Raw genomic sequence first — 23,103 nt, 5'->3', positions numbered from 1 at the left:
TCGGGACCTCCGACACCGCATCCGGGCTTGCGCTCGACGGCGAACAGCAGCAGCACCCGGACGCGAATCAGTCGATCTCCCGGCGGGCGAATACCGCGCGGAGGACGAAGAACACGATCAGCGCCACGACCGCCACGGCGACGAGGCGGAACGCGAAGGCGATCAGCGAGAACAACACGTTGACCAGCACCCAGGCGATGATCACGGCGACGACGACACCGACGATGGTCCACAGAGTGCTCTTGCGCATACGAGAAGCCTAGATGCGGGCTCGCCGCGCCGACCCTCAACCGGCGGCGGTGACGATGTCTTGCCGGATGACGCTCGGGCCGCGGGGGGTGGCCGTCACGTGCAGCTGGGCGGGAAGCTGGTCGCGCATCGACGCCACGTGGCTGATGACGCCGACCGTCCGTCCACCCTGACGCAGCTCGTCGAGGGTGCGCATGGCCAGGTCGAGGGTGTCGTCGTCGAGCGAACCGAAGCCCTCGTCGATGAACAGCGTGTCGAGGCGGAGACCACCGGCTCGGGCGGTCACCACCTCGGCGAGTCCGAGCGCGAGCGCCAGGGAGGTCAGGAAGGTCTCGCCGCCCGAGAGCGACTGCGGCGGCCGGCATTGCCCGGTGAAGGCGTCCATGATCTCGAGCCCGAGGCCGCTGGCCGCGCCCCGCGCGGCGAGGGCGTCGGTGTGCTGCAGACGGTATCGCCCGGCGGACATGTGCTCGAGACGCACGTTGGCCCGCGTGACGATCTCTTCGAGCTCGGCGGCGAGGACGAAGGTCTCGAGCGTCATGCGGCGCGTGTTCGGGGCTCGGCCGGCGACCGTGTCGGCCAGACGGGCGACGACCGCGTGCTCGTCGGCGAGTGCCGCGGTCGCGGCGTGGCCGGCGTCGGCACGCTGGGCGAGCGAGCGGAGGCGTTCGGCCAGAGCGCGTGCCGCGGCGTGTGCGGCCGCGGTGGACTGCACGGCCTCGCGGGCCGCCGTCACCTCGACCGCGAAGGGCGCGACGTCGACGGGGTCGTCACCCGCGTCGACGAGTGTCAGTTCGAGCTCCAGCAGCCGTTGCCGGGTCGCGGCGAGGGCGGCGTCGTACTCCGCGATCGTCGTGTCGAACCGGCGACGCTCCGCCGCCGAACGCAGGGCTGCGGTGACCGCGTCGGGATCGGCGAAGGAGCTGCCGGCGATGAGCGTGTGGAGGGCGTCATCCGCCGCGCGGCGGGTCTCGAGCGCGTTCGTGAGAGCCGTCTGCGCTGCGATGAGCTCGCGCACCGCGCCGCGGCGCGCGCGCAGGTCGCGCTGACGGGCGGCGACCGTCTCGAAGTCGCCGCGGGCGGCGTCGACCTCGGCGCGGAGTGCGTCTGCGCGCTGCTGAGCGAGGGCGAACTCCTGACGGGCGGCGGCGAGTTCGTCGGTCAGCACGCCGAGACGGCGCGCGATGCCTGCGTCGAGGTCGGCGGCACGGTCGCGATCGATGCGGACGCGCTCGGCCTCGTCGATGTCGGCCTTCGCGCTCGCGAGCGTGGTCTCGGCCGCGGCGAGACGCGTTTCGAGTTGTTCGACGTCTTCGCCGCCCGCGAGGGCCGCCGCCATCGCGTGCGCGTCGCGGGCGACTCGCGCCGCGTCGGAAGCGAGCCGGTCACTCTCGGCCGCGGCGTTCTTGCGTTCTTCCGCTGCCGCGAGGTCGGCATCGCTCACCGGGGTGTCGGTTCCTCGGGCGGGGCGGGGGTGTTCGCGGGCGCCGCAGACCGCGCACGGCTCACCGTCGACGAGCTCGTGGGCGAGCTCGACCGCGGCACCGGCGAGGCGTCTGCGCAGCAGGGTCGTCCACGCCTCGACCGCCCGCTGAAGTTCGTCGGCACGCACCAGTGACGCCAGGTCGGCCTGGTCACGCCGGTCGAGCAATCGCGCGGCTTCACGGGCGGCCTCGAGACGACGTGCGGTCTCGTCGCGATGAGCGAGCGCCGACTGGCAGCGGGCATCGGCTCCCGACAACTGCGCCAGCCGGTCTCCGAAGGCCGCGAGCATGTCGGGAACCTCGGCGCGGCCGTCGGTGAGCGTCTGCCGTTCGATCTCGATGCCGTCCGCGCGCGCCCGCAGCATGCTCACCTCGCGGTCGACGGCTGCGAGCGACGACTCGGCCTCGAGCGCGGATTCGCCCCGGGCGAGGAGGGCGGTGAGCGTGTCGGCGCGGGGTTCGAGATCGCCCTCCGCCTCGACCTCGCCGCACGCACGGACGCGGGCGAGGGCCGCTGCGTGCCGCTCGTCGGCGGCGGCGACGGTCTTGTGCCCCGTAGCGCTGGCGTCGAGCGCCGGGCGCAGCGCTTCGGCCTCCGCGGCGGCCGCGGCCTCTCGACGGGCGGACGCGATGGACTCGGAGCGGCCCTCCAGATCGGCGAGTGCGGCGCGCGCCGTCTCTCGTTCTCTGTGACGATCGGCGAGCGATCGAGCCTCGCGCTCGGCGGCCAGGGCGGCGTCGAGCCGGGCGTCGACCGCGGCGTTCTCGCGTATCAGGGTGTCGACGCGGTACTCGGCGCGCTCGACCGCCCGGACGACGCGAGCGAGACGCTCGGCGACGCTGCGCGCACCGCCGTCTGCTGCGTCGGCGCCCCCGGAACCGCCCTCGTCGTGAAGCTCGTCGACGAGACGCTCGGCCTCGTCGAGCAGCGTGGAGACTTCGACGCCCTCGGCGGCGAGGCGCTCCTGCGCGCGCTTGCGACGCTCGTCGAGGTCGGCGGCGTACTGCTCGAACGTACGCGTGCCGAACAGCGTGCGCAGCAGACTGAGTCGCTCGTCGTTCTTCGCGAGCAGGAAACGGGCGAAGCGGTTCTGCGCCAGCAGGATGACCTGCAGGAACTGCTGCTGCGTGAGGCCCAGGATCTCGTCGAGTCTCGCCGCGACGTCGACCGGCCGCGCAGCGACGCCCGTCCACCCCTCGGGGGCGAGTACCTCGAGAAGGGCCCGGTGCGGCTCTTTCGTCGTGCCGCCGCCGCGGCGCTTGGGACGCTCGAATTCGGGCGATCGCGTGACGCGCCAGCGGTCGCCCTCGGCGCTGAACTCCAGCGTCACTCGCGTGGGGTCGTCGGGCTCGCAGTGATCGCTGCGCAGACGACGCTCTGCCCCGTCATAGCGCGGCACGCCGCCGAAAAGCGCGTAGCAGACGCCATCGAGCACGCTGGACTTGCCCGCGCCGGTGCGACCGGTGATGAGGAAGATGCCGTCGTCCGCGAAGGCGTCGAAGTCGACGTGCTGTGCGGCGAGGAAAGGTCCGAACCCCTCCAGCTCCAGCCGGTGCAGCTTCATGCGCGGGCCTCCGCCACGGTGCGGGCGTCGAGGACGTCGCGGATGAGGTCGCGCTCGGCGGCCGTGGCGCCCTCGCCCTCGCGGACGTGCGCGAGGAAGGCGTCGATGATCTCGGCGTCGTCGCGAGCGGCGCGTACCCGACGGGCGTAGCCGTCGCCGTCGTCGGGCCGGGTCTCGGCGGGCTGATGCACCACGGTCGCGCAGAACGGGAACCGAGCCTGCAGTCGGCGCATCGGGTCGGGCTGCGGAGTGGGATCGGTGTACTCGGCGCGTACCCAGTGTTCTGTCTCGGCGTCGTAGCGGTCGTCGGTGAGGAGGTCGTCGAGACGGCCCTTCACGGTGACGAGCGCACGCGGAACGGGCAGATCGAGCCACCGGACCGACGACAATCCTTCGGCGCCGAGGTCGACCAGCCACGATCCGCGCGGCTTGCCCGCCTCACCGAAGCTGTAGTGCAGGGGGGCACCGGCGTACCGCACGCGCTCGGAGAGCTGCTGCCGGCCGTGGATGTGGCCGAGCGCTACATAATCGGGCCCGTCGAACGCGGCGAGCGGGACCACGTCGAGACCACCCTGCCGGATCTCGCGCTCGACACCCGGCGTCGCATCGACGCCGGCGGCGAAGCAGTGCGCCGCCACGAGGGACCGGCCACCGCGCTCGGCGAGATCGGCGCGCACGAGGTCGAGCGCGTGAGCCATGGTCTGCGCCTGGTTTCGCAGCTCGACGCCCCTGCCACAGGTGGCGGACGATCGCGGGCTCCAGGTAGGGGATGCCGTAGACGTGCACGGGACCGTGTTCGTCGGTCAGCGTGACGGGGGTTCCGACTCCGGAAGGATCGGTGACGACCGTGATGCCCTCGCGCAGCAGGGCCGATTGGAAGCCGAGTCGCGCAGCGGAGTCGTGGTTGCCGCTGGTGACGACGACGTGGGCGCCGGCGTCGGCGAGCGCAGCCAACGTGCGGGAGAGCACCGGATAGCAGGCCGCCGACGGTGCCGCGGAGTCGAAGACGTCACCGGCCACGATGACCGCGTCGACGGCGTACTCACGCACCTGACCGACGAGCACGTCGAGCACGCCGCTGAGGGCGTCGAGAGTGGAGTGCCCGTGGAAGGAGCGCCCGATGTGCCAGTCGGAGGTGTGCAGGATGCGCATGCAGACACGGTACGTCGCACCTCCGACATCGGCTCGCAGCAAACGCGCGGACGGCCATGAGGTCACCGCCGAGGCGACGGTCGGCCGCGATTCGACGACGTGCGAACGCCCCGCTGCGCACGAGGCGGGCGGGGCGTTCGGCAGGTGTCGTCAGCCGCCGGCGACTTCGGCCGCGAGCGCGCGGATGCGGTCGTCGCCGAGGTCGAGACCGATGTCGGAGAAACGCTGGCGGAGAACGTCGGCGATGCGCTCCTCGCTCTTGTCGCCGACGTCGGCACGCGTCTGGACGATGACGCCCTGGATACGTGCCTCGTCGTCGGTGGGGTGGGTGTCCATCGCCGGAGCCGACTGCTCGTCGGGACGAGACGGTTTGTGATCACGGTGCACGGCACCGCCGACCGAATCGGCCGCGTCGGCGCCTCCGTCGGGTCCGGTGCTCGGCTCGGGTGTCCGGGTTGCGTCGGTCATGTCAGTCCTCCGTGCTCAGGTCGGGGTCGATGCCCTGGCTGGCGGCATCGCCTTCGATGGGGTCCGAGGGTTCCGCATCGTTCAGCCGCGGCGATCCCTTCGCGTGGTCGTTGCGCTCGGCGGTCTCACCGTCTGCCACGGCACCACTCTCCCAGCCGCCCGGCGGATCGGCGTCGATGACGCCTTCGGGCAGATCACGGTCGTCGTTCATGACTCCCCCTTTCGAGATCTCAAGCTTGCTGCCGCCCGGGTGGCGCGAAGCAGGGGTTGACGACCGCCCGGGCCGTGCGTAGATCAGGTCGCCGGGCGTCGGTGCAGCAGGCCGGCGCGCTCGGGATGAGCGTCGAACCACTCACCCACGTACCAGCAGACGGGGATGATCTCGCGCCCACCCGCCGCCTCGATCGCATCGACGGCGCCCTCCGTCACGATCGCGGCGTACCCGTGGCCCCGATACGTCGGAATGGTGAAGGCGCGGGTGAGGGCGATCGTGCGCCCGTCGTCGCGATAGTCGAGGACGGAGACGAGGTCGTCGCCCCGGTGGAGGGTGAATCGGGATGCCGTCTTGTCGTCGGCGAAGTGCAGATCGGACATGCCGTGAGGGTACGCCGCCGACGGACACCGGCGCGGGGATGACGCAGAATGCACGGCGATGGCGCAGGTTCGCCGGGCCGGGTCACGCGCAGTGCGCAGCCGGGGGTCGGTCGTCATGATTTGACGTTGTTGGACTCGGTGGGCAATAATGCCGCCATGACTGACTTCGCGCGTTCTCTGTCCGCCCGGGAGGCGAACAGGACTGCCGGCATGATGATGCCCGGCCGCGCTGTCATGTGTTGTCGAATGTGCCGCTAACCGCGACCCTCGCCCGGACGACCCTCGTGCTTCTGAACGCCGACGTCGTCCCCCGGTCGCGGGCTGTCCGCGTCGATCACGCGCACACCCGCACCGCACTCCGGCCCTCCGGCCCACACCTCCCGTCGAACCCCGCTCATGACGACGCCCGGGTTCACACCCCCAAGGACTTCTCCTCATGTCGCTTTCCGCCGTTCTCGATCGTCCCGTGACCGCTGCCACCTCCCGCCCCACCACCGTCCTGCGCCCGGCGTCCGCCTCGGCGCAGACCGCGCCGCCCGCGAGCACTCCGGCCCCGACCGCCGCACCCGCACGTCCCGCCGCATCGACCGCCCCGCGCGGTTTCGCGCTCTACGTCGGCATCGACGAGGCGAAGGCCGCCGCCGCGGGCGTCAGCCTCGGCACCCTCGTCGAGGCCCTCCGCCGCACGCTCGGCGAGCTGGCCCCCGCCGCAGAGACGTACGCCACGGTCGCCCTGGCCCCCGCCGGCGCGGGCGGTCGAGACGTCGACGTCGTGCGCCTCGCTCTGCACGAGCCGTCGGCCGTGGCCCGCACGAAGGAGGAGCCGGCCGAAGAGGACCGCTCCGCCGGCGGCGTCGTCGTCGACATCTCGCGCAAGCGCGTGCTCATCGACGGCGAATCGGCGGCCTTCACCTTCAAGGAGTTCGAGCTGCTGCAGTACCTCGTGCTGCGCGAGGGGCGCACGATCGAGCGCACCGAGCTCGTGGCATCCCTGTGGGAGGGCTCCACCGACGACGACGCTCCCGGCGAGCGCACGATCGACGTGCACGTGCGGCGCCTGCGAGCGAAGCTCGGCGCCTACGAAGACATCGTGCGCACCGTTCGGGGCGTGGGCTACCGCTTCGACCGGCACGCCGACGTCTCGATCCGCTACGGCCACGGCACCCCGTCGCCCGACCGGTTCTGAGCGGACGACGCCCACCGCAGACCGATCCGGATGCCGCGATGTCGGCGGTGCGACGTAGGGTGTCGGCATGAGGTCGACCGGGGTTCGCACGCACCACGCGCGGCGCTATCTCGCCGCACCGGTCGAACGCCCCCTCGAGACCGAGTACGAGCCGTCGCGCCCCGTCGACGTCGGGCGGGCCGTGGCCGCCCAGCGGCACGGCCGCAACGACCCCACCTATTTCTCGGCCAGCCCCTTGGGCTCGGGTGGTGTGGTGTGGCGGGTCAGCCGCACCCCCCTCGGGGTGGCCACCCTGGCCTTGCGCCAGCGCGTCGGAGGCGGCGTGCGCGCGGCAGCGTGGGGTCCGGGCGCGCCCTGGGCGCTCGAACAGCTGCCCGCGCTGTGCGGCGCCAGCGATGACCCCGACGGATTCGACGCGTCGCGGCATCCGTCGGTCGCCGAGTGGCACCGGCGGCATCCCGACCTGCGGATCGGGCGCACCGACCTCGTCTTCGACGCTCTGATCAGCGCCATCATGGAGCAGAAGGTCACGAGCATGCAGGCCTTCTCGGCCTGGCGGAGCATCGTCACCTGGTACGGCGAGCGCGCCCCCGGACCGACCCCGCTCCCCATGTTCGCCCCTCCCGACATCGAAGGCTGGCGGCGCGTGCCGTCGTGGGCGTGGCACCGGGCCGGGCTCGAGCCGCCCCAGTCGCGCACGATCGTCGAGACAGCGCGTCGTGGCGACTCCATCGTCCGTGCCGCGACCGCTGCCGCCGACGGCGAGGCGCGCGATCGCGTGTTCATCAGTGTGCGCGGCGTCGGCATCTGGACGAGCGCCGAGACACGTATCCGCGCGTTCGGTGATCCGGATGCCGTGAGCACCGGCGACTACCACCTCGCGCACCAGGTGGGTTTCGCCCTCACCGGTCACCGCACCGACGACGATGGCATGCTCGAGCTGCTCGAGCCGTTCGCGGGGCATCGACAGCGGGTGATCCGTCTCATCTACGCGGGTTCGGCGCTCGAGCCGCGTCGTGGCCCGCGCCTGCATCCCGAAGACCACCGCGACCGCTGACCACCGCCGACTCGGCGGAAGGAGCGGAATCGCCGGGGTTCAGCGCGACCGCGGCGCGCGCCAATATCCGGTGAACGAGATCGCCCGTTTGTCGACGCCGATGCGCACCCAATGCCGACGCATCGCGGCGGCCAGCGACTGCTCCCCCGCCACCCAGGCCGATACCGGCACGACGCTCGCCGCGCTGGCCTCGATCGCGGCGGTCAGCACGGCATAGCCCGGGGTGGCGTACGGGTCGGGCCGGACCACCCACTGCACCTCGATACCGGCCGGGGCCTCCAGAACGCGGACATCGGCGGCATCCGGAACCTCGACGAAGGCGTTTCCCGTCGCGTCGGGGGGAAGGGATGCCAGGATGCCGGCGAGAGCGGGCAGCGCGGTCTCGTCGGCGACGAGAGCGAGGGGACCGGGCCGGTCCACAGGCGGGGTGAAGAGCACGCCTTCGTCGAGGATGGCGACGGTGTCGCCGGGCTCGCAGGTCTCCGCCCAGGTCGCCGCCGGCCCCGCCGTACCGTCGGCGGCGGATCCGTGCAGAACGAAATCGACGTCGAGCTCGGGACCGTTCTCGCCGCCGGCACGGAAGGCGGCCACGGTGTAGTTGCGCAGCACGGGGCGCTCGGTCTTCGCGATCGCGAGGTACCGCATGTAGGCGAGAGTGTCGAGGCGGTTCGGGAGGCGGGCGAGCGTGCCCTCGGCGACGGGGAGGAAGAGCCGGAACCATTGGTCCCCGCCCATCGCGGTGAAGCGCGCCAGGTCGGGCCCGCCCACCGTCACGCGCGCGAACGACGGTGACAGGCGCCGTCGGCGCACGACGTGAAGCATGAGCAGCTCGCTCTTGTCGGGCTTCACGCGCGTCTGCGCGGCGTTGGTGCGGGCCATCGGCCCCTCCTTCTCTCGTGGGTCGTCGTCCGTGGCGTCCGGTGTTCGCCGTGTCGCGCGACCTAGGCTGGGCGCATGACGCAGACGGGAACCGGTTGGCCGCGCGGACGCACGTACTGGGTCTTGGGCAGCGTGCTGCTGTTCGGCCTCGGCATCCTGTTCGGGCTGGTGTGGCAGAACGTGTGGCTGGGCATCGTCATCGCCGCGGCGGTCTCGGTGGGCTGGCTCATCGCGTACGAGTCCAGCCGCGGCCGCAACGTCGGCGTGAACGACGAGGACAACGGCATCCACCTCTGACGCTCCGGCAGGCTCACCGGTAGTACACCGCCAGCGGGTAGGGCCCGTCACGGCGCACCTCGACCGGCGTGCCGAACACCTCCTCGAGCGTGGTGGGAGTCATGAGTTCACCCGGGGTACCGACGTGCACCACCCGTCCCTCCGAGAGCGCCACGATGCGATCGGCGTAGGCGGCGGCGAAGTTGATGTCGTGCACCACGATGACGATCGTCTTGCCGAGTTCGTCGGCCGCGCGGCGCAGTTGACCCATCATCGCCACGGCATGCTTCATGTCGAGGTTGTTCAACGGCTCGTCGAGCAGGATGTAGTCGGTGTCCTGCGCGAGCACCATCGCGACGTAGGCGCGCTGGCGTTGGCCACCCGAGAGCTGGTCGAGGTAGCGGCCCGACAGCTCGGTGAGGTCGAGGAAGGCGATGGCCTCGTCGATCTTCACGTGGTCGTCGGCGCTGAGGCGCCCCCGCGAATGCGGGAAACGCCCGAATCCGACGAGCTCGCGCACCGTGAGCCGCGTGACGAAGTGGTTCTCCTGGCGCAGGATCGACACGATCTTCGCCAGCGCCCGGCCGGGGGTCGACGTCACGTCGTGACCGCCGACGGTGACACGCCCTCCGGTCGCGCTGGTCAGGCGCCCGACGATCGTGAGAAGAGTGGACTTCCCGGCGCCGTTGGGTCCGACGAGCGCGGTGACGCCGCCGGCCGGGATGTCGAGGGTCACGGGGCCGAGCACCGTGAGGTCGCCGTAGCTCATGGTCACGTCGGTGAGCGAGATCACAGGCTGCCCTTTCGAAGCAGATACACGAGGAAGAACAGGCCGCCGACGAACTCGATGATGATCGAGAGCATCCCGGCGGCGTAGAAGATGTGCCGCAGCACGAAGTACCCGCCGAGGAGGGTCGCCATTCCCAGCAGCACGGCGAACGGCAGCACGATCCGGTGTTGTGATGACCCGGCGAGCTGATACGCCAGGGTCGCGACGATGAACCCGAAGAACGTCATCGGTCCGACCATGGTGGTCGACACCGAGATGAGCACGGCGACCAGCACGAGCATGCCGATGACCTCGCGCCGGTACGACAGGCCCAGATTGAGGGACGCCTCCCGACCGAGCGCGAGCACGTCGAGCCGGTGCCGGGCCCGCCAGACGAGAACGAGCACCGCCACGACGACGAGCGCCGCCCAGGGGAGGTACTCGGCATCCGAGTTCGAGAGGTTGCCGAACAGGCGTGCCGACAGGATGTCGAAGTCGCTGGGGGTGAGCAGGCGTTGCATGACGGTGGAGAGCGAGCCGAACCCCACACCCAGCACGACCCCCACGAGCAGCATCACGTGCAGGTTGCCGCGACGCCCCGCGAACAGCCAGCCGTACAGCAGGGTCGCGAACCCCACCATCAGCACGCTCTGCACCGCGACCTTGAGCAGGCCGTCGGTCGCCGAGAGCGCGGCGCTGCCGAAGAAGAACACCAGCGCCGTCTGCATGACGACGTACAGCGCGTCGAAGCCCATGATCGACGGGGTCAGGATGCGGTTCGCCGTCGCGGTGTGGAACAGCACCGTCGCCACGGCCTGACAGCACGCGACGAGCGCGATCGTCGCGACGCTGACCACACGCAGATTCACCGCGAGCCAGAACGCGCGCGAGCCGGGCTCGCCGGGCACGTTCCAGGTCAGCACGCCCACGGCCGCGACCACGACGATGAGGGCCAGGATGCCGAAGCGCACCGCGATCCGTGGACGACGGGTCGCGAGAGTCGGCGCGGAGCGGGTCAGAGTGTCAGCCACGGGCACGCATCCTCAGCAGCAGGGTGATGAACACGGCGGAACCCACGACCCCGAGGATCATCGAGACGGGGACCTCGAACGGCATCCGGATCACCCGCCCGACGATGTCGCAGACGACGACGATCGCCACGCCCCCGAGACACACCCACGGCAGGTTCGCGCGGGCGTTGTCGCCCCGCCACATCGACACCAGATTCGGCACGACCAGCCCGAGGAACGGCAGGAAGCCCACGACCACCGTCGTGACCCCCGTCGCGACGGCGACGAGTCCCGTGCCGATGAGCAGGACGCGCGTGTGGTCGAGCCCGACCGACGTGGCGATGTCACGGCCGAGTCCGGCGACGGTGAGGCGGTCGGCGTAGAGGAACACCAGCAGCACGACGATCGCGACGATCCACAGCACCTCGTAGCGTCCGCGGACGATGGAGGTGAAGCTGCCCATGAACCACGTGCCGAGCATCTGCAGCGAGTTCGTGGACACGGCCAGGTAGGTGGTGAACGCCGAGACGACGGCGCCGAGCATGATGCCGATCAGCGGCACGACGAGCGACGAACGCAGCGAGATGCGCTGCAGGATCGCGATGAACACCATCGTGCCGGCGAAGGCGGCGACGGATGCCACGATCATGCGCACCGGCAGGGGTGCCGTGGGCACGAGCAGGACCGTGACGAGCAGACCGAGGGCGGCCCACTCGGAGGTACCGGTGGTCGAGGGCTCGACGAAGCGGTTCTGCGTGAGCAGCTGCATGATGAGGCCGGAGACGGCCATCGCGCAGCCGGCGAGCACGAGCGCCAGGGTGCGGGGCACGCGCGAGATGAAGAACATCTCGCCGCCGAAGTCGTCGGCGGTCAGGTCGTAGGCGCCGACGAACAGCGACAGGATGACGAGCGCTGCGACGACGACACCCGCGGCGGGCAGCGCGACCCGGGGTCGCATGACGGTCTGTCTCATGGCATCCCTCCCTCCCCGCCTCGCTCGCGCGTGAGGGGTCACTTTCTGTCGCCTGGGGCGGGCCCAAGCGACATCTTCTGACCCCTCACGCGCGCGCGGCGGGGTGGGGGTCAGGAGGCGAAGGCCTCGGCGGCCGAGCGGTACAGCTTCGTGTAGGCCTGGATGCCCTCGTCGAGGTAGAAGCTGCCGTCGAGGTAGACGATCTGGTTCTTCTGCACGGCGGGGACGTTCTTCAGCGCCTCGGCGTTCTCGACGAGCTCTTTGGCCGAGACGTAGCCGTCTTCGCCGAACATGGCGTCGCGGTCGAGCACGAAGAGCCACTCGGGGTTCGCCGCGGCGATCGCCTCGACGCTGATGTCGTCGCCGTGCGAGGCGTTCTCCGCCGCGCGCTCGAGAGCGGGGGTCAGGCCCAGCGTCGGGAACAGCACACCCACGCCACGTCCCTCGCCGGGGGCGGCGTAGGCGATCTTGCCACCCGAGGTGATCAGGCCCATCACCGTCTGCGAGGGGTCGTAGGCGGCCTTGGCGTCGGCGATGGCGGCATCCAGATCGGCGTTCAGCTTCGCCGCCTCGTCGTTCTTGGCGAACACCTGGCCGAGGATCGTCGTCTGACGCTTGAGCTCGGACGTGTGCTCCTCGCCGTCGCGCGGGCTCGTCTCGATCGTCGCCGGCTGGATCTCCTTCAGCTGGTCGTAGAGCTCGCGGAAGCGGTAACCGCCCACGATGAGGTCGGGCTCGGCGGCCAGGATGTTCTCGATGTTCGGCTCGCGGTGCAGGCCCGCGTCGAGCACCTCATCGCCGCCCGAGAGCGAGGGCCAGAGGTCGTACATGAGCGGCTTGGGGGCCGCGACGAGCTTCACGCCCCACTCGCTGAGCGTCTCGAAGGTCGTGTTGTCGAGCGCGACGACACGCTCGGGAGCGACGGGCACCTCGATCGAGCCGTGGTTGTCTTCGACGGTGACGGTCGTCGCCGCGGTGGGCTCCTCGGCGGGGGCGGCGGCGGTGCCGGCGCATCCGGTGAGGGCGAGGGCGGCCACCAGCGAGGCGGCGGCGAGGGGACGAATCAGGCGGGTTCTCATGCGAATCTCTCCAGTGCTGTGTGTGAGTCGAGCCGCCGCAGGGGATGACGGCGCTCGGTTTGTGAGGTTAGCCTTACCTGCGTGACATTGTCGAACCCGCGCCTCGGCGCATATCTCGAACCCCGCCGCCACGACCTGGTCTTCCGCTCGGCCACCCTCGCCGCGCGGACATTCCTCACACCGTCGTACGTGCGCCTTCGCGTCGAGGGCCACGAGCTGCGGGGCTTCGACTCCCCCGGCGCCGACGACCACATCCGCGTGTTCTTCCCGAAGGAGCCCGGTCACGACCTTCGCGAGGCCCCGAACCGCGAGTACACGCCGGTGAGCTGGGATGCCGAAGCGGGCTGGCTCGACATCGACATCGCGTTGCACGGGGCCGGTGTCGGCAGCCAGTGGGCGGCATCCGCTCCCCTGGGTGCACCCGTCGGCGTCGGCGGTCCGCGTGGATCGATGGTGCTGGTCGGGCGCCCCGACGCGTGGCTCCTGGCGGGAGATGAGACCGCGGTTCCGGCCATCCGCCGGTTCGCCGCGGCGATGGACGACGACGCGATCGGGCGGATCGCGATCGAAGTTCCGGATGCGGCGCACGACCTGCCCGTCGCCGCTCCCCCGGGCGTCGAGGTGGTGCAGCTGCACCGCGGCGAGCGCCCCGCCGGCGAGGAGCTCGCCGACTGGCTCGATGCGCTCGACGTGGAGGAACGACCGGACGGGTGCGTCTTCGGCTTCGTCGCCGCGGAGCAGTCGATCGTTCGAGCCGGGCGCGCCCTGCTGCTTGACCGGTGGACGAGCGATCCCGCCGCCACGGTCGTGAAGGGGTATTGGAAGCGCGGCACCGCGGAGTATCACGCGCCGCACTAGGGCCGTCAGGGCCTGCGATCACCACGCGGGCCACTCCGGCCGAAGCTCCACACGGGCTTTGCCGTGCGACGCCCACCTCACGCGCCGTGGCGGCGAAGCAGATCCCGCATGTCCCCGGGCAGGTACATGTTGGGAAACAGCGGACCTCCCGGGTCGAGAACCGACGAGCGATTGAGATCGCCGATCGGCACGGGCACGTACCCTGCGTCCCGGACCAGCGTCTCGGCGATGGTCAGGACCTCGACATCGTCGGCAGCCACCGCGATCGCCCACGTGTGGGGCTGGCGCATCGCTCGACTGACGAGCAATTCGTCGTGGATATGCGTGAAGGCGCGGGCCACTCTTGCATGCGCGAGGAGGTCAGCCAGCCACCGTCCGTGCGGTTGCTCCAGGGCTGAGCGGATCCGACCGTTTTCGACCAGCACCGCGTTCGCGAGATCGATCACGACGGTCCCCGGCGCGATCGTCGAAAGCAGGGCGATGTTCGATTCGATCGCGGCGTGCGGCAAGGCGATGAGGACGACCTCCCCGTGGGTGAGCGCCTCCCCCAGCGTGACGGTGGGGAACGACGCCTCACCCGGCGTGCGCGATCCGAGCACGAGGTCGTGACCGGCACCGCGGAGCAGTTCGGCCAGCGCCTGCCCCATCCGCCCCGTGCCCAGAATGCCGATTCTCATGTTGCGTCCTCTCGCGGTTACTAGAAATAACCAGCGTCAGAGTAGTAACCACGAGTCCATGACGACAGAAGGCACTCTCATGACCGATGGGTACACCGCCGTAACCGCGGCGCCGCGATTCGCCGCCGAAAGGTGCTCACTCAAGGACATCCTGGAGCGGGTCGGGGACAAATGGTCGATCCTGGTCGTGGCGGCCCTCGCTCGACAGCCGTACCGATTCCGCGCCCTTCAACGAGACATCGAGGGCATCTCGCAGCGAATGCTCACGCTCACCCTCCAACGCTTGGAGCGCGACGGGCTCATCACGCGAACGGTCATCGACATGCGGCCGCCACGCGTCGAGTACGCACTCACAGCGACAGGCCAGTCACTGACGGTGCCGTTGCGCGCACTCGCCGACTGGGCCGAGGAGCACAGGGCGACGATCACCGCGAGCCGTGCCGACTGGGACTCGCGTCAGCCGGCCGACCAGGGTTGACGCATCGGGCCTGCACGCTCCGCGGAAGGCATGCGCGCCGCGAGGTCGGGATCGACCGATCGGTCAGCCGTGCACAGCCGGGACTCCACCCCCGTCGGCTGACACGTACAGCGCGCACGTCGTGTCGTAGTACGCACCCGTCTCGCCTACGGCGCGCAGCCCGATGCGCTCGGCGACCGCCCCCGACACGGCGTTCGCCGGGTTCGTGACGGCGACGATGCGATGGATGCCGTGCTTCCGGGCGAGCGCGAGCACGGCCGCCGCGGCCTCGGTGGCGTAGCCTGAGCCCCAGGCATCGGGGTGGAAGTGCCAGCCGATTTCGATGTCGTCGGGGTGCCCGTCACACACGCTCGCCGACCACGGGATGCGCTTGAGCAGCACCGAACCGAGGGGCGCACCGTCGGCCGTTTCGACGGCCCGCACTCCCAGGATGCCGTCCGCCAGACCGGTCCAGCGATCCAGCAGCGCATCGACCTCGGCCTCGTCCGTCATCACGCGCCCGTCGCCCAGCCAACGACGCACCTCAGGCCGGCGGTACATGTCGAAGAGGAACGCGCGGTCTCGGTCGTCGCGGGTCCACTCCCGCAACACGAGGCGCGCGGTGCTCAGGCGCGTGCGACGCATCGGCAGGTGCGGGATACCGTCCTCGGCGAAGGGCTCGCCCGACACCACGAACCCGAATCGCCCGTACCAGCTCGCGAGGTGCGCCTGGGCGTCGAGCAGGATCGGGATGCCGGGGGCCTCGGCATCCAGCACTTGGATCGCCTCGCGCATCAGATCGGCGGCGATGCCGCGGCCTCGCGCGTCGGGGGCGGTGGCGACGCGGCCGATGCGCGTGTTGCCCGGCTCTCTCAGGACGCGCAGGGTGGCCAGCACGGTGTCGCCCTCGCTCGCCCACAGGAGCTCGGCGCCGGGCTCGATGTCGCGGCCGTCGATCTCGGGGTACGCGGCTTGCTGCTCGACGACGAAGACCGTGACCCGCAGCCAGAGGATGCGATAGAGGGTGAGAGGGTCGATCTCGGCGACGGGCGCCCGGTGCAGTGTGACGGCCATCGTCCGACCGTATCCCGGCACTCCGACATCGCCGCCCCGGTGCACTCGTCGCCGCTGTGGACCGATCGTGCCAGCGGCGCCGAGCAGGGAACAGCGACCGATGTCGGAGGGGCGCGCTAGCCTCCGGTCATGTCCTTCCAGTCATACCTCGACAACATCGAAATCAAGACGGGGCTGACCCCGCGCCAGTTCCTCGCCCTCGCCGAGGAACGCGGCTTCGGCCCGAGCACGAAGGCCACGCCCATCCTCGAGTGGCTGAAGACCGATTACGACCTCGGTCGTGGTCACGGCATGGCGCTCGTGCACGTGATCACGAAAGGGCCGAAGATCAGCGACGCGCACGTCGGCAAGGCCGGTGCGCACGGCGACCAGAGCGACACGCTCTGGCTCGACGGGGCGGCGAGCAACCCCGACCGCTGACCGACTCCCCCAGAGCCGTGCCGTGACGACCGCGCCCACGGGCTGCGCAAGGCCACCGAGACCGCGCCGATCGCGTCGCGGCACGACCGGGCGCCAGCGCGCATGGCCGACGGCGAGACACGCGACGCCGCCAGCCGCGACGGAGGGCCAGACTGGGCACATGGCCTCGATCCTCACGACCGCACCCGCGCTGCACGCCGCCCTCGACGCGGGGGCCTTCCCCGACGGAGGCCCGGTGCGCGTGCTCGACGTGCGCTGGCGCCTCGATCGCCCCGACGGGCGGCCCGAGTACCTCGCCGGTCACATCCCCGGCGCGCAGTACGTCGACCTCGACCACGACCTCGCCGCGCACGGCGCACCGACCGACGGGCGGCATCCGGTCCCCTCCATCGAGACGCTGCAGGCCGCCGCGCGGCGCTGGGGCGTCGACGCGGGCGACACCGTGGTGGTCTACGACGACCTGAAGAACATGTCGAGCGCACGCGCCTGGTGGCTTTTGCGTCACGCCGGTATCGCCGACGTGCGCCTGCTCGACGGATCACTACGGGCCTGGACCGACGGGGGGTACGAGCTCGAGACGGGGGATGCCGAGACTCCCGCGCCGGGGAACGTCACCCTCGCCTATGGGTCGCTGCCGGTGCTCGAGCTCGACGCCGTGAGCGCGTTCGCCGACGCAGCGCTGCTGCTCGACGCCCGCGCCGGCGAGCGCTATCGCGGCGAGGCCGAACCCATCGACCCGCGCGCGGGGCACGTTCCGGGCGCGGTCAGCGCCCCGACGACCGACAACGTCGACAGCGCCGGACGGTTCCGTGCGCCCGACGAGCTGCGGTCGCGGTTCCGGATGCTCGGGGCCGAAGACGGAGCACAGGTCGGCGTGTACTGCGGTTCGGGCGTCACCGCGGCTCATCAGGCGGTGGCTCTCACCCTCGCCGGCTTCGAGCCGCGGGTGTTCCCCGGGTCGTGGAGCCAGTGGTCGAACCACCCCGACCTGCCCGTGGCGACGGGCCCCGAGCCGCGGTGACGCCTCCCGGCATCCGTCTTCGCCGAGGTGCGCTCGCTCGTCATGACTCGCGCCGACTGCCCGCTTCGAGCGCGCCGCCGCGAACACACGGCGTAAGTCAACGGTCAACCCCTCGCTGACACGGTCCCGGACCCCGATGACTTAGGCCCAGAGGTCGCTCACCGGGATCTCACGACCCAGGACGTTCTGCGCGGCGCGGTGCCCCGAGAGCATCGCGCCGGGCACCGTCGCCGGGTCGTCGCCCCATGTCGCCTCGCCTCCCAGGTGCAGCACGCCGCCTACGGGTTCGGCGAGCACGTCGTGGTCGGCGCCGACCGAGCCGGGCAGCATATAGGCGTACGACCCGCGCGAGAACGGGTCGTCCTGCCAGCGGGTCACGATCGCGCTGGTGGGCTCGGGCACCGCATCGCCGTAGAGCCGGCGAAGCTGCGCGAGAGTGGATGCCACGATCTCGGCATCGCTCCACGTGCGGGTGGCCACGGCGGCGGGCCCGGCCGCGAAGGTCAGCAGCGCCGGCTCGTCGTGCAGGCGCCCGAGGTCGTACCAGGAGTGCCACCACTCCCCTTCGTCGCCGAGCTGACGGATGCCGTAGACCCCGGCATCCCAGAACCGCTTCGCGAAGCGCAGAACGACCTTCTCGAACGCATTCATGCGCAGGAGGCCGAGGGCACGTCGATGCGGCGCGGGCAGCTCGGGCTCGATCACGAAGTCGTCACCGTGCAGCACGCCGACGGGGACCGTGACGACCGCCTCGCCCGCCGCGAAGACGCCCCGGTCGGTCTCGATCGCGACGCCGGAGGCCGACCACCGCACCGTCGACACGACATGCTCCAGACGCACGTCCAGCCCCTCGGCGAGGTGCTGCGCCAACTCGTCGTAGCCGTGCGGGAAGACCACCTCGTCGCCGTCGACCGTGTCGTCGTCGAGGCCGTGGGCACCGAGGCCGCCCATACCGATGCCGTACTGCTCCTGGGCGCGGCGGTCGTTGTACTCGCGCACGCGCTCCTTCCGCTCGGCATCCCAGTCCTGCATCGACAGGGCCCGGGCGACGACATCGGCGTAAGTGGCGCCGGCCGGCGCGCCCGCGATGATCCCCACCAGCGCGCGGTTCAGCGTGCGGACGTCGTCGGCGTACTGGCCCACCGCGGCCGCGTCGAGCCGGCGCCCCTCCGCGTCGAAGTAGGCCAGCGGCCGACTGTCGGGCTGGTATCCGCCGACGGTGAACTCGACCATCGGCATGCCGAACGCCCGTGCCGCCGCCGCGACCGGGCTGTCGGTGATCCCGTGGATCCACGAGGCGCCGCGGTCGGTGATGTGCCCGCCGGTGCGGTCGGTGAAGACCCGTCCGCCGACGCGGTTTCGCGCCTCCAGCACCACTACACGGTGCCCCGCGCGAGTGAGGAGGCGGGCGGCGGCGAGGCCCGACACGCCCGCGCCCACGACGAGGGTGTCTGTCGTTCCCATAGCGACCTCTCACGCGGGACGATCATCCGACCCGGTATGGGTCGGCGTCGCCCGTGGAGACCGTACTGCGGCGCGGCCGCGGCCCGCAGTCACCGCCACGGACGGTGCTGAGGCGGCGATTCGCCCAGGCGTACAGCCGGCTTACTCGCAGCCGACTCCGTCGCCGTCGCGGTCGAGATGGGAGCCGTAACCCGGGTCACCTCGGCGGACGGGAGCCGCCCCCGCCTCGCGGGCAGCCGTGCAGTTCTTGTAGGAGACCGATGTCGGCGACTTCGGCGCCTCGGCCTCAGCCGCAGGCGTCGTTCCGCTCTGCGCGGCGACCTTACCCTGCAGGTCTGCGATCGTCGCGGCCCGGGCGTCGAGCTCAGTACGAGCCGCCGTCGCCGCCGCCTCGAGTTCCGTGACCCGCGCCGTCGCGGAATCGCGCTCCTTCAGCATCGCGTCGTTCGAGGCGGTCGCCGATGCGAGATCGGCTGCCGATACATCGACCTGGTCCTGCGCGGCCGCGATATCTGCCTCCAGCACTGACGTATGGGCCTTGAGCGCGTTCAGCTCGGCCTGCGTTCCCGCACCTGCCGATGCGCCGCCCACGAGGAGACCGAGCGCGAGAGCCGAACCGGCCATGATCGCGCCGGTCCGGCGCTTCATGGCTCGCATCATGAACGAGACCGACTGCGCCGTCTGTTGCGGCTCGATCCACGCTGCACCATCCCAGTACCGCTGCTCACCATGAGCGTGCGGTGCCGCGTACCATCCGGCCGCGGGCAGATTGACGTGCCCCATAGTTTCCCCCCACTTCGGCCGCGTCCTCGTGGCCGACGTATGCGTGCGCCCCGATGGCGCTCCCCCGTCGGTCATCCTGGCGGATCATGGTGACCCGACCGCAGCGCGAAGGCGACGATTGCGTTTGCAGGCGCATCAGTCTGCGCGCAGCGTCCACTGGAGTGCATGAGCACAGTGAGGCTGACGTCAGCCGACGGGCGCCTCCTCGTCGCGGCGTGCGGGGGTGATGCCCTTGCGCCCGTAGAGCACCCAGAACACGAGATAGCAGAGACCCACGAACGGGATGCCGAAATACAGCGCCGGCGCCTGGTTCGGGTCGAACGCGATGGCGACGATCGACGCGGTCAGCAGCACGAACGCCAGAATCGGCACGAGCGGGTAGAACGGCGTGCGGAAGGCGAGGGTGGACAGGTCGCCGCCGTTGCGCAGGAACTGCCGCCGGTGGAAGAACTGGGCCGCGACGATGGCCATCCAGACGGCGACGGCCGCGAACCCGGCGATCGAGACGAGCACGATGTAGACCGTCTCAGCGGCGACGACGCTCGTGACGAGCGAGACGAGGCCGACGGCGAGGCTGACCAGCAGGGCGAGCATCGGGATGCCGCGGCGGGTCAGCTTCGTGAAGGCGCGGGGCGCGTACCCCTCCTCGGCCAGCGAGAAGAGCATGCGCGCGCACGAGTACAGGCCGCTGTTGCCCACCGAGAGAAGGGCGGTGATGACGACGAAGTTCATGACGTCGGCGGCGTACGGCACGCCCACGTACTCGAAGACGTCGACGAACGGGCTGGAGCTGAGCCCCGCCTGCTCGTACGGCAGGAGGGCGGCGATCACGATGATCGACCCGACGAACAGGATCAGCAACCGCAGCACCGTCGAGCGCAGGGCACGGGGGATGTTCCGGCTCGGGTCCTTCGTCTCGCCCGCCGCGACACCCACGAGTTCGGCGCCGCTGAAGGCGTAGAACACCGCCAGCGACGTGATGAGCACGCCCCCGAGACCGGCCGGGAGGAGCCCCTCCGGCGTGGCGAAGTTGCTCAGCCCCACCGCCTGGTGCGGCTCGGGCGACAGCGGCGTGAGGCCGAAGATCGCCATCGTCCCCAGCACGATGAGAGCGACGATCGCGACGACCTTGATGAGGGCGAACCAGAACTCCGTCTCGCCGAACACGCGAGCGGAGATCGCGTTCAGGGTGAACAGCACGCCCGCGAAGACGATGCACCACACCCACACCTCGACGTCCGGGAACCACCTCTGCATGAGGATTCCGGATGCCGTGAACTCCGACCCGAGCGCCACCACCCAGCACAGCCAGTACAGCCAGGCCGTCGCGAAGCCGGTCGCGGGCCCCATCGTGCGGGCGGCGTAGATGTGGATCGAGCCCGAGACGGGGTAGACGACGGCGAGCTCGCCGAGGCACACCATGACCAGCCAAACGACGAACGCGCCGAGCAGGTAGGCGAGCACCGCGCCCAGGGGCCCGGCTTGGTGGATGGTGTAGCCCGAGCTGAGGAACAGACCCGACCCGATCACACCGCCGAGCGCGATCATGACGAGGTGTCTGGCATCCATCGCCCGTCGAAGAGTGCGTGGGGCGGGAACTCCGTCGACGGACGAGGCAGCGGGTCGAGTCATGGGGGTTCTCGCAATCACGATCGAGCCCGGAGCCGTCGAGGCATCCGGGCGACGCTGGTCAGAGTAATCGATGCCTGCGACATCCGGCGTCGTGTCCGCGTTCATGCGCCTGCACGCCGATCTCGCGGCGGTCCTCGACGGCGCGGGACGTCAAGCGGTCGGCGCCGGCGCCTCGGCCAGCAGCGCCTCGATCGTGGTCAGCACACCGTGCTCGGTGTTCGACGGCGCGCGATGGCGGGCGCGGGCGGCGACCTCGGGGTGCGCATTGGCCATTGCGTACGACCAGTGCGCCGCGTCGAGCATCTCGAGGTCGTTCAGATAATCGCCGAACGCCGCGGTCTGGGCGGGGGTGACCCCGAGCGCGTCCTGCAGACGGCGCAGCGCCACACCCTTGTCGACGCCCGGATTCATGATGTCGACCCAGTGCCGCCCCGACACCACGACGCGGTGCGTGCGGGCGATGTCGTCGAGCGCGCGCCCGACGCTCTCTTCGGCGACGGCGAAGTCGTACACGGCGATCTTCAGCACGTCGTCGTCGACCGCGAGCACATCGTCGACCGCCTCCAGCGCGGCGTAATACGTCGATGCCTCGCGCCGGAACGCCTCGTCGGTGCGCTCGATGTAGGCGGAGCGCTTGCCGCACACCACCACGCCCAGGTCGTACCCTTGCGCCCCCAGCGACCGCAGGTGCCGCACCGCGCGGCCGAGGATCGCGGGGTCGAGAGCATCGGATGCCACCTCCACCCCGGCCCGCACGACGTAGGCGCCGTTCTCGGCGATGAAGGTCATGGCATCAGCGGCCTCGCCGAATGTGGCGCGCAGGGTCGCGAGCTGGCGCCCGGAGGCCGGGACGAAGGACACTCCCCGTTCCGCGAGCCGCGGGAGCATCTCCCACAGCGGCTCGGGGACGTTGCCGTCACCGTCGAGGAGTGTGCCGTCCATATCGACGGCGACCAGGCGGATGTCGGGGGTCACGGCATCCATCCTCCCAGGCGTCGGCGACGCTTCGAGCACGAGTCGGTACCGGGTGCGAGAGCGGCGGCGCCCACCGTGTGCGAAATCATCCCGTGCGCCTCGGGAAAGGTCGTGCGAGGCTGATGCTCCGATGACGGGGATGCCGGCGGGCGAGGGAGCACTGATGCACGATGCGAGGCAGCAAGCGGTAGTGGTGGGCGACCGGGTCGTCGCCGCGGGGCTCCTCGTCGAAGACGGGGCGTCGCACAGGCTCCTCCTACGGGGAGAGGGCCTGTACGCCGAGCTGCTCGGTGAGACCGATGCCTTCGCCCTCCCGGTCTCCGGTCTCACCGGCCCGCAGCCCAGCGGAATGGTCACCGTTCGTGGCGTGTGGACGGGTGAGGCCGTCGTGGACGCGGTCGTCGCCGAGGGCGGCCGGGGCGTCGCGAGCTATGCCCGACTCGACAAGATGAGTTTTCCCGAGGTGAGCGGCGTTTCGACGCGGTCGGAGATCTTGCGCGGCGACGTGCTCAAGGCATGCGACGCACTCCGCGGCGACGCTCTCGTCGCTTTTTTGGCGGCGCGGGGACCGCGGGGGTGGTTCGGGCTCGCGTCCGCCGTCGATGTCGCTGCCGTGCGGGACGCCCTGGAGCCTCTGCTGGGGCCGTACCTGCACGTCGTTCCGAGCACGTGGACCCTCGACCAGGTGAACGAGGCGGAGAGCGCGGCCATCGAGACTGCGCCGGAGCCCTACGCATTCGGTATCGGCTGGGACGACGAGGGTCGCTTCCGCAGTCAGGTGCTCGTGCATCACGTGTCGCCGGAGCTGGCGTCCGTTGTCGCCCGATTCCCCTACGACATCCTCCACGTCGCAGCCTGGGTCAGACGAGCGGGTGATCTCTCGTCGCCGTCGCCGGAGCCCCCGACCCTGGGAAACATATGAATAACGGAAAGATCACGGAGACCTCTTCCCCTCCGTTACCTCACCGTTATAGAGTGCATGCACGGTAGTTGTTGTGCTG

25 protein-coding genes and 2 pseudogenes are annotated in these 23,103 nt (G+C 70.7%); 8 read left to right on the top strand and 19 right to left on the bottom strand.

What is annotated here, in order from left to right; all coding sequences use genetic code 11:
* Positions 1-67 precede the first annotated feature (67 nt).
* From QE410_RS02995 to QE410_RS02965, 7 genes and pseudogenes are all read right to left on the bottom strand, one after another.
* Positions 68-250 carry a hypothetical protein gene (locus tag QE410_RS02995; protein WP_307327631.1) on the bottom strand — a complete coding sequence of 61 codons (183 nt, stop codon included), beginning with the start codon at positions 248-250 and terminating at the stop codon, positions 68-70.
* Positions 251-286: 36 nt separating this feature from the next.
* Entirely contained in the window at positions 287-3,298 is a 3,012-nt protein-coding gene (locus QE410_RS02990) for an SMC family ATPase (RefSeq protein ID WP_307327628.1), read from the bottom strand.
* Positions 3,295-3,996 carry an exonuclease SbcCD subunit D C-terminal domain-containing protein gene (locus QE410_RS02985; protein WP_307327625.1) on the bottom strand — a complete coding sequence of 234 codons (702 nt, stop codon included), beginning with the start codon at positions 3,994-3,996 and terminating at the stop codon, positions 3,295-3,297. Before QE410_RS02985 ends, QE410_RS02990 begins: the two co-directional genes overlap by 4 nt.
* A gap of 160 nt (positions 3,997-4,156) precedes the next feature.
* Positions 4,157-4,450 (bottom strand): annotated as a pseudogene (locus tag QE410_RS02980) (exonuclease SbcCD subunit D); the annotation flags it as partial.
* Between the two features lie 150 nt (positions 4,451-4,600).
* Positions 4,601-4,918: a hypothetical protein gene (locus tag QE410_RS02975; RefSeq protein ID WP_307327621.1), complete on the bottom strand. Its 318-nt coding sequence runs from the start codon at positions 4,916-4,918 to the stop codon at positions 4,601-4,603.
* Position 4,919: 1 nt separating this feature from the next.
* A complete protein-coding gene (locus QE410_RS02970; protein ID WP_307327619.1) occupies positions 4,920-5,129 on the bottom strand; it encodes a hypothetical protein in 210 nt (69 codons plus the stop codon).
* Positions 5,130-5,212: 83 nt separating this feature from the next.
* Positions 5,213-5,512, bottom strand: a complete 300-nt coding sequence (locus QE410_RS02965; RefSeq protein WP_307327617.1) for a GNAT family N-acetyltransferase — start codon at positions 5,510-5,512, stop codon at positions 5,213-5,215.
* A 436-nt stretch (positions 5,513-5,948) separates the two neighbouring features.
* Between QE410_RS02965 and QE410_RS02960 the strand changes: the two genes are divergently transcribed.
* Positions 5,949-6,698: a winged helix-turn-helix domain-containing protein gene (locus QE410_RS02960; protein WP_307327614.1), complete on the top strand. Its 750-nt coding sequence runs from the start codon at positions 5,949-5,951 to the stop codon at positions 6,696-6,698.
* Between the two features lie 67 nt (positions 6,699-6,765).
* Positions 6,766-7,755 carry a DNA-3-methyladenine glycosylase gene (locus tag QE410_RS02955; protein ID WP_307327611.1) on the top strand — a complete coding sequence of 330 codons (990 nt, stop codon included), beginning with the start codon at positions 6,766-6,768 and terminating at the stop codon, positions 7,753-7,755.
* A 39-nt stretch (positions 7,756-7,794) separates the two neighbouring features.
* Here QE410_RS02955 and QE410_RS02950 read toward each other — a convergent pair whose 3' ends face one another.
* Positions 7,795-8,634: a siderophore-interacting protein gene (locus QE410_RS02950; protein ID WP_307327608.1), complete on the bottom strand. Its 840-nt coding sequence runs from the start codon at positions 8,632-8,634 to the stop codon at positions 7,795-7,797.
* A gap of 75 nt (positions 8,635-8,709) precedes the next feature.
* Here QE410_RS02950 and QE410_RS02945 point away from each other — a divergent pair, with 75 nt between their 5' ends.
* The gene (locus QE410_RS02945; RefSeq protein WP_307327605.1) at positions 8,710-8,931 is read left to right on the top strand and encodes a hypothetical protein; all 222 of its coding nucleotides are present in this window, start codon (positions 8,710-8,712) and stop codon (positions 8,929-8,931) included.
* Positions 8,932-8,944: 13 nt separating this feature from the next.
* On the opposite strand, the gene QE410_RS02940 is transcribed toward QE410_RS02945, so the two are convergent.
* From QE410_RS02940 to QE410_RS02925, 4 genes are all read right to left on the bottom strand, one after another.
* Positions 8,945-9,703 (bottom strand): ABC transporter ATP-binding protein, encoded by a 759-nt coding sequence (locus QE410_RS02940; protein WP_307327602.1) that lies wholly within the window; start codon positions 9,701-9,703, stop codon positions 8,945-8,947.
* A complete protein-coding gene (locus QE410_RS02935; protein ID WP_307327599.1) occupies positions 9,700-10,710 on the bottom strand; it encodes an iron chelate uptake ABC transporter family permease subunit in 1,011 nt (336 codons plus the stop codon). Before QE410_RS02935 ends, QE410_RS02940 begins: the two co-directional genes overlap by 4 nt.
* Positions 10,703-11,662 carry an ABC transporter permease gene (locus QE410_RS02930; protein WP_307327596.1) on the bottom strand — a complete coding sequence of 320 codons (960 nt, stop codon included), beginning with the start codon at positions 11,660-11,662 and terminating at the stop codon, positions 10,703-10,705. Before QE410_RS02930 ends, QE410_RS02935 begins: the two co-directional genes overlap by 8 nt.
* A 110-nt stretch (positions 11,663-11,772) precedes the next feature.
* Positions 11,773-12,741, bottom strand: a complete 969-nt coding sequence (locus QE410_RS02925) for a siderophore ABC transporter substrate-binding protein (protein ID WP_307327593.1) — start codon at positions 12,739-12,741, stop codon at positions 11,773-11,775.
* A gap of 81 nt (positions 12,742-12,822) precedes the next feature.
* On the opposite strand from QE410_RS02925, the gene QE410_RS02920 reads away from it, so the two are divergent.
* Positions 12,823-13,599: a siderophore-interacting protein gene (locus tag QE410_RS02920; RefSeq protein WP_307327590.1), complete on the top strand. Its 777-nt coding sequence runs from the start codon at positions 12,823-12,825 to the stop codon at positions 13,597-13,599.
* A gap of 77 nt (positions 13,600-13,676) precedes the next feature.
* On the opposite strand, the gene QE410_RS02915 is transcribed toward QE410_RS02920, so the two are convergent.
* Complete coding sequence (locus tag QE410_RS02915) at positions 13,677-14,276, bottom strand: NADPH-dependent F420 reductase (protein WP_307327587.1); 600 nt, start codon at positions 14,274-14,276, stop codon at positions 13,677-13,679.
* 79 nt (positions 14,277-14,355) lie between these two features.
* Here QE410_RS02915 and QE410_RS02910 point away from each other — a divergent pair, with 79 nt between their 5' ends.
* Positions 14,356-14,754, top strand: coding sequence for a helix-turn-helix domain-containing protein (locus QE410_RS02910; protein ID WP_307327585.1), 399 nt, complete (start codon positions 14,356-14,358; stop codon positions 14,752-14,754).
* A 63-nt stretch (positions 14,755-14,817) separates the two neighbouring features.
* Here the strand turns inward: QE410_RS02910 and QE410_RS02905 are convergent, their stop codons facing one another.
* A complete protein-coding gene (locus QE410_RS02905) occupies positions 14,818-15,807 on the bottom strand; it encodes a GNAT family N-acetyltransferase (protein ID WP_307327582.1) in 990 nt (329 codons plus the stop codon).
* 129 nt (positions 15,808-15,936) lie between these two features.
* Here QE410_RS02905 and QE410_RS02900 point away from each other — a divergent pair, with 129 nt between their 5' ends.
* Together QE410_RS02900 and QE410_RS02895 are read left to right on the top strand one after the other, a co-directional pair.
* Positions 15,937-16,227, top strand: a complete 291-nt coding sequence (locus tag QE410_RS02900) for a DUF4287 domain-containing protein (protein ID WP_307327579.1) — start codon at positions 15,937-15,939, stop codon at positions 16,225-16,227.
* Positions 16,228-16,387: 160 nt separating this feature from the next.
* A complete protein-coding gene (locus QE410_RS02895; RefSeq protein WP_307327576.1) occupies positions 16,388-17,248 on the top strand; it encodes a sulfurtransferase in 861 nt (286 codons plus the stop codon).
* A gap of 141 nt (positions 17,249-17,389) precedes the next feature.
* Here QE410_RS02895 and QE410_RS02890 read toward each other — a convergent pair whose 3' ends face one another.
* The 5 genes and pseudogenes from QE410_RS02890 to QE410_RS02875 form a co-directional block, all read right to left on the bottom strand.
* Entirely contained in the window at positions 17,390-18,712 is a 1,323-nt protein-coding gene (locus tag QE410_RS02890) for an NAD(P)/FAD-dependent oxidoreductase (RefSeq protein ID WP_307327574.1), read from the bottom strand.
* 141 nt (positions 18,713-18,853) lie between these two features.
* Complete coding sequence (locus tag QE410_RS02885; protein ID WP_307327571.1) at positions 18,854-19,360, bottom strand: excalibur calcium-binding domain-containing protein; 507 nt, start codon at positions 19,358-19,360, stop codon at positions 18,854-18,856.
* A 36-nt stretch (positions 19,361-19,396) separates the two neighbouring features.
* Positions 19,397-19,495: pseudogene (locus QE410_RS17075) on the bottom strand (DUF2510 domain-containing protein); the annotation flags it as partial.
* A 186-nt stretch (positions 19,496-19,681) separates the two neighbouring features.
* Entirely contained in the window at positions 19,682-21,127 is a 1,446-nt protein-coding gene (locus QE410_RS02880; RefSeq protein ID WP_307327568.1) for an amino acid permease, read from the bottom strand.
* A gap of 150 nt (positions 21,128-21,277) precedes the next feature.
* Positions 21,278-22,111 carry a Cof-type HAD-IIB family hydrolase gene (locus tag QE410_RS02875; protein ID WP_307327565.1) on the bottom strand — a complete coding sequence of 278 codons (834 nt, stop codon included), beginning with the start codon at positions 22,109-22,111 and terminating at the stop codon, positions 21,278-21,280.
* 154 nt (positions 22,112-22,265) lie between these two features.
* Between QE410_RS02875 and QE410_RS02870 the strand changes: the two genes are divergently transcribed.
* The gene (locus QE410_RS02870) at positions 22,266-23,024 is read left to right on the top strand and encodes a hypothetical protein (protein ID WP_307327562.1); all 759 of its coding nucleotides are present in this window, start codon (positions 22,266-22,268) and stop codon (positions 23,022-23,024) included.
* Positions 23,025-23,103: the final 79 nt, after the last annotated feature.

Source organism: Microbacterium sp. SORGH_AS_1204 (assembly GCF_030818935.1).
In the GTDB taxonomy this organism is placed as follows: Bacteria; Actinomycetota; Actinomycetes; order Actinomycetales; family Microbacteriaceae; genus Microbacterium.
Note: the sequence above shows the minus strand (reverse complement) of the source record. Positions and strands in the feature narration are given on the sequence as shown.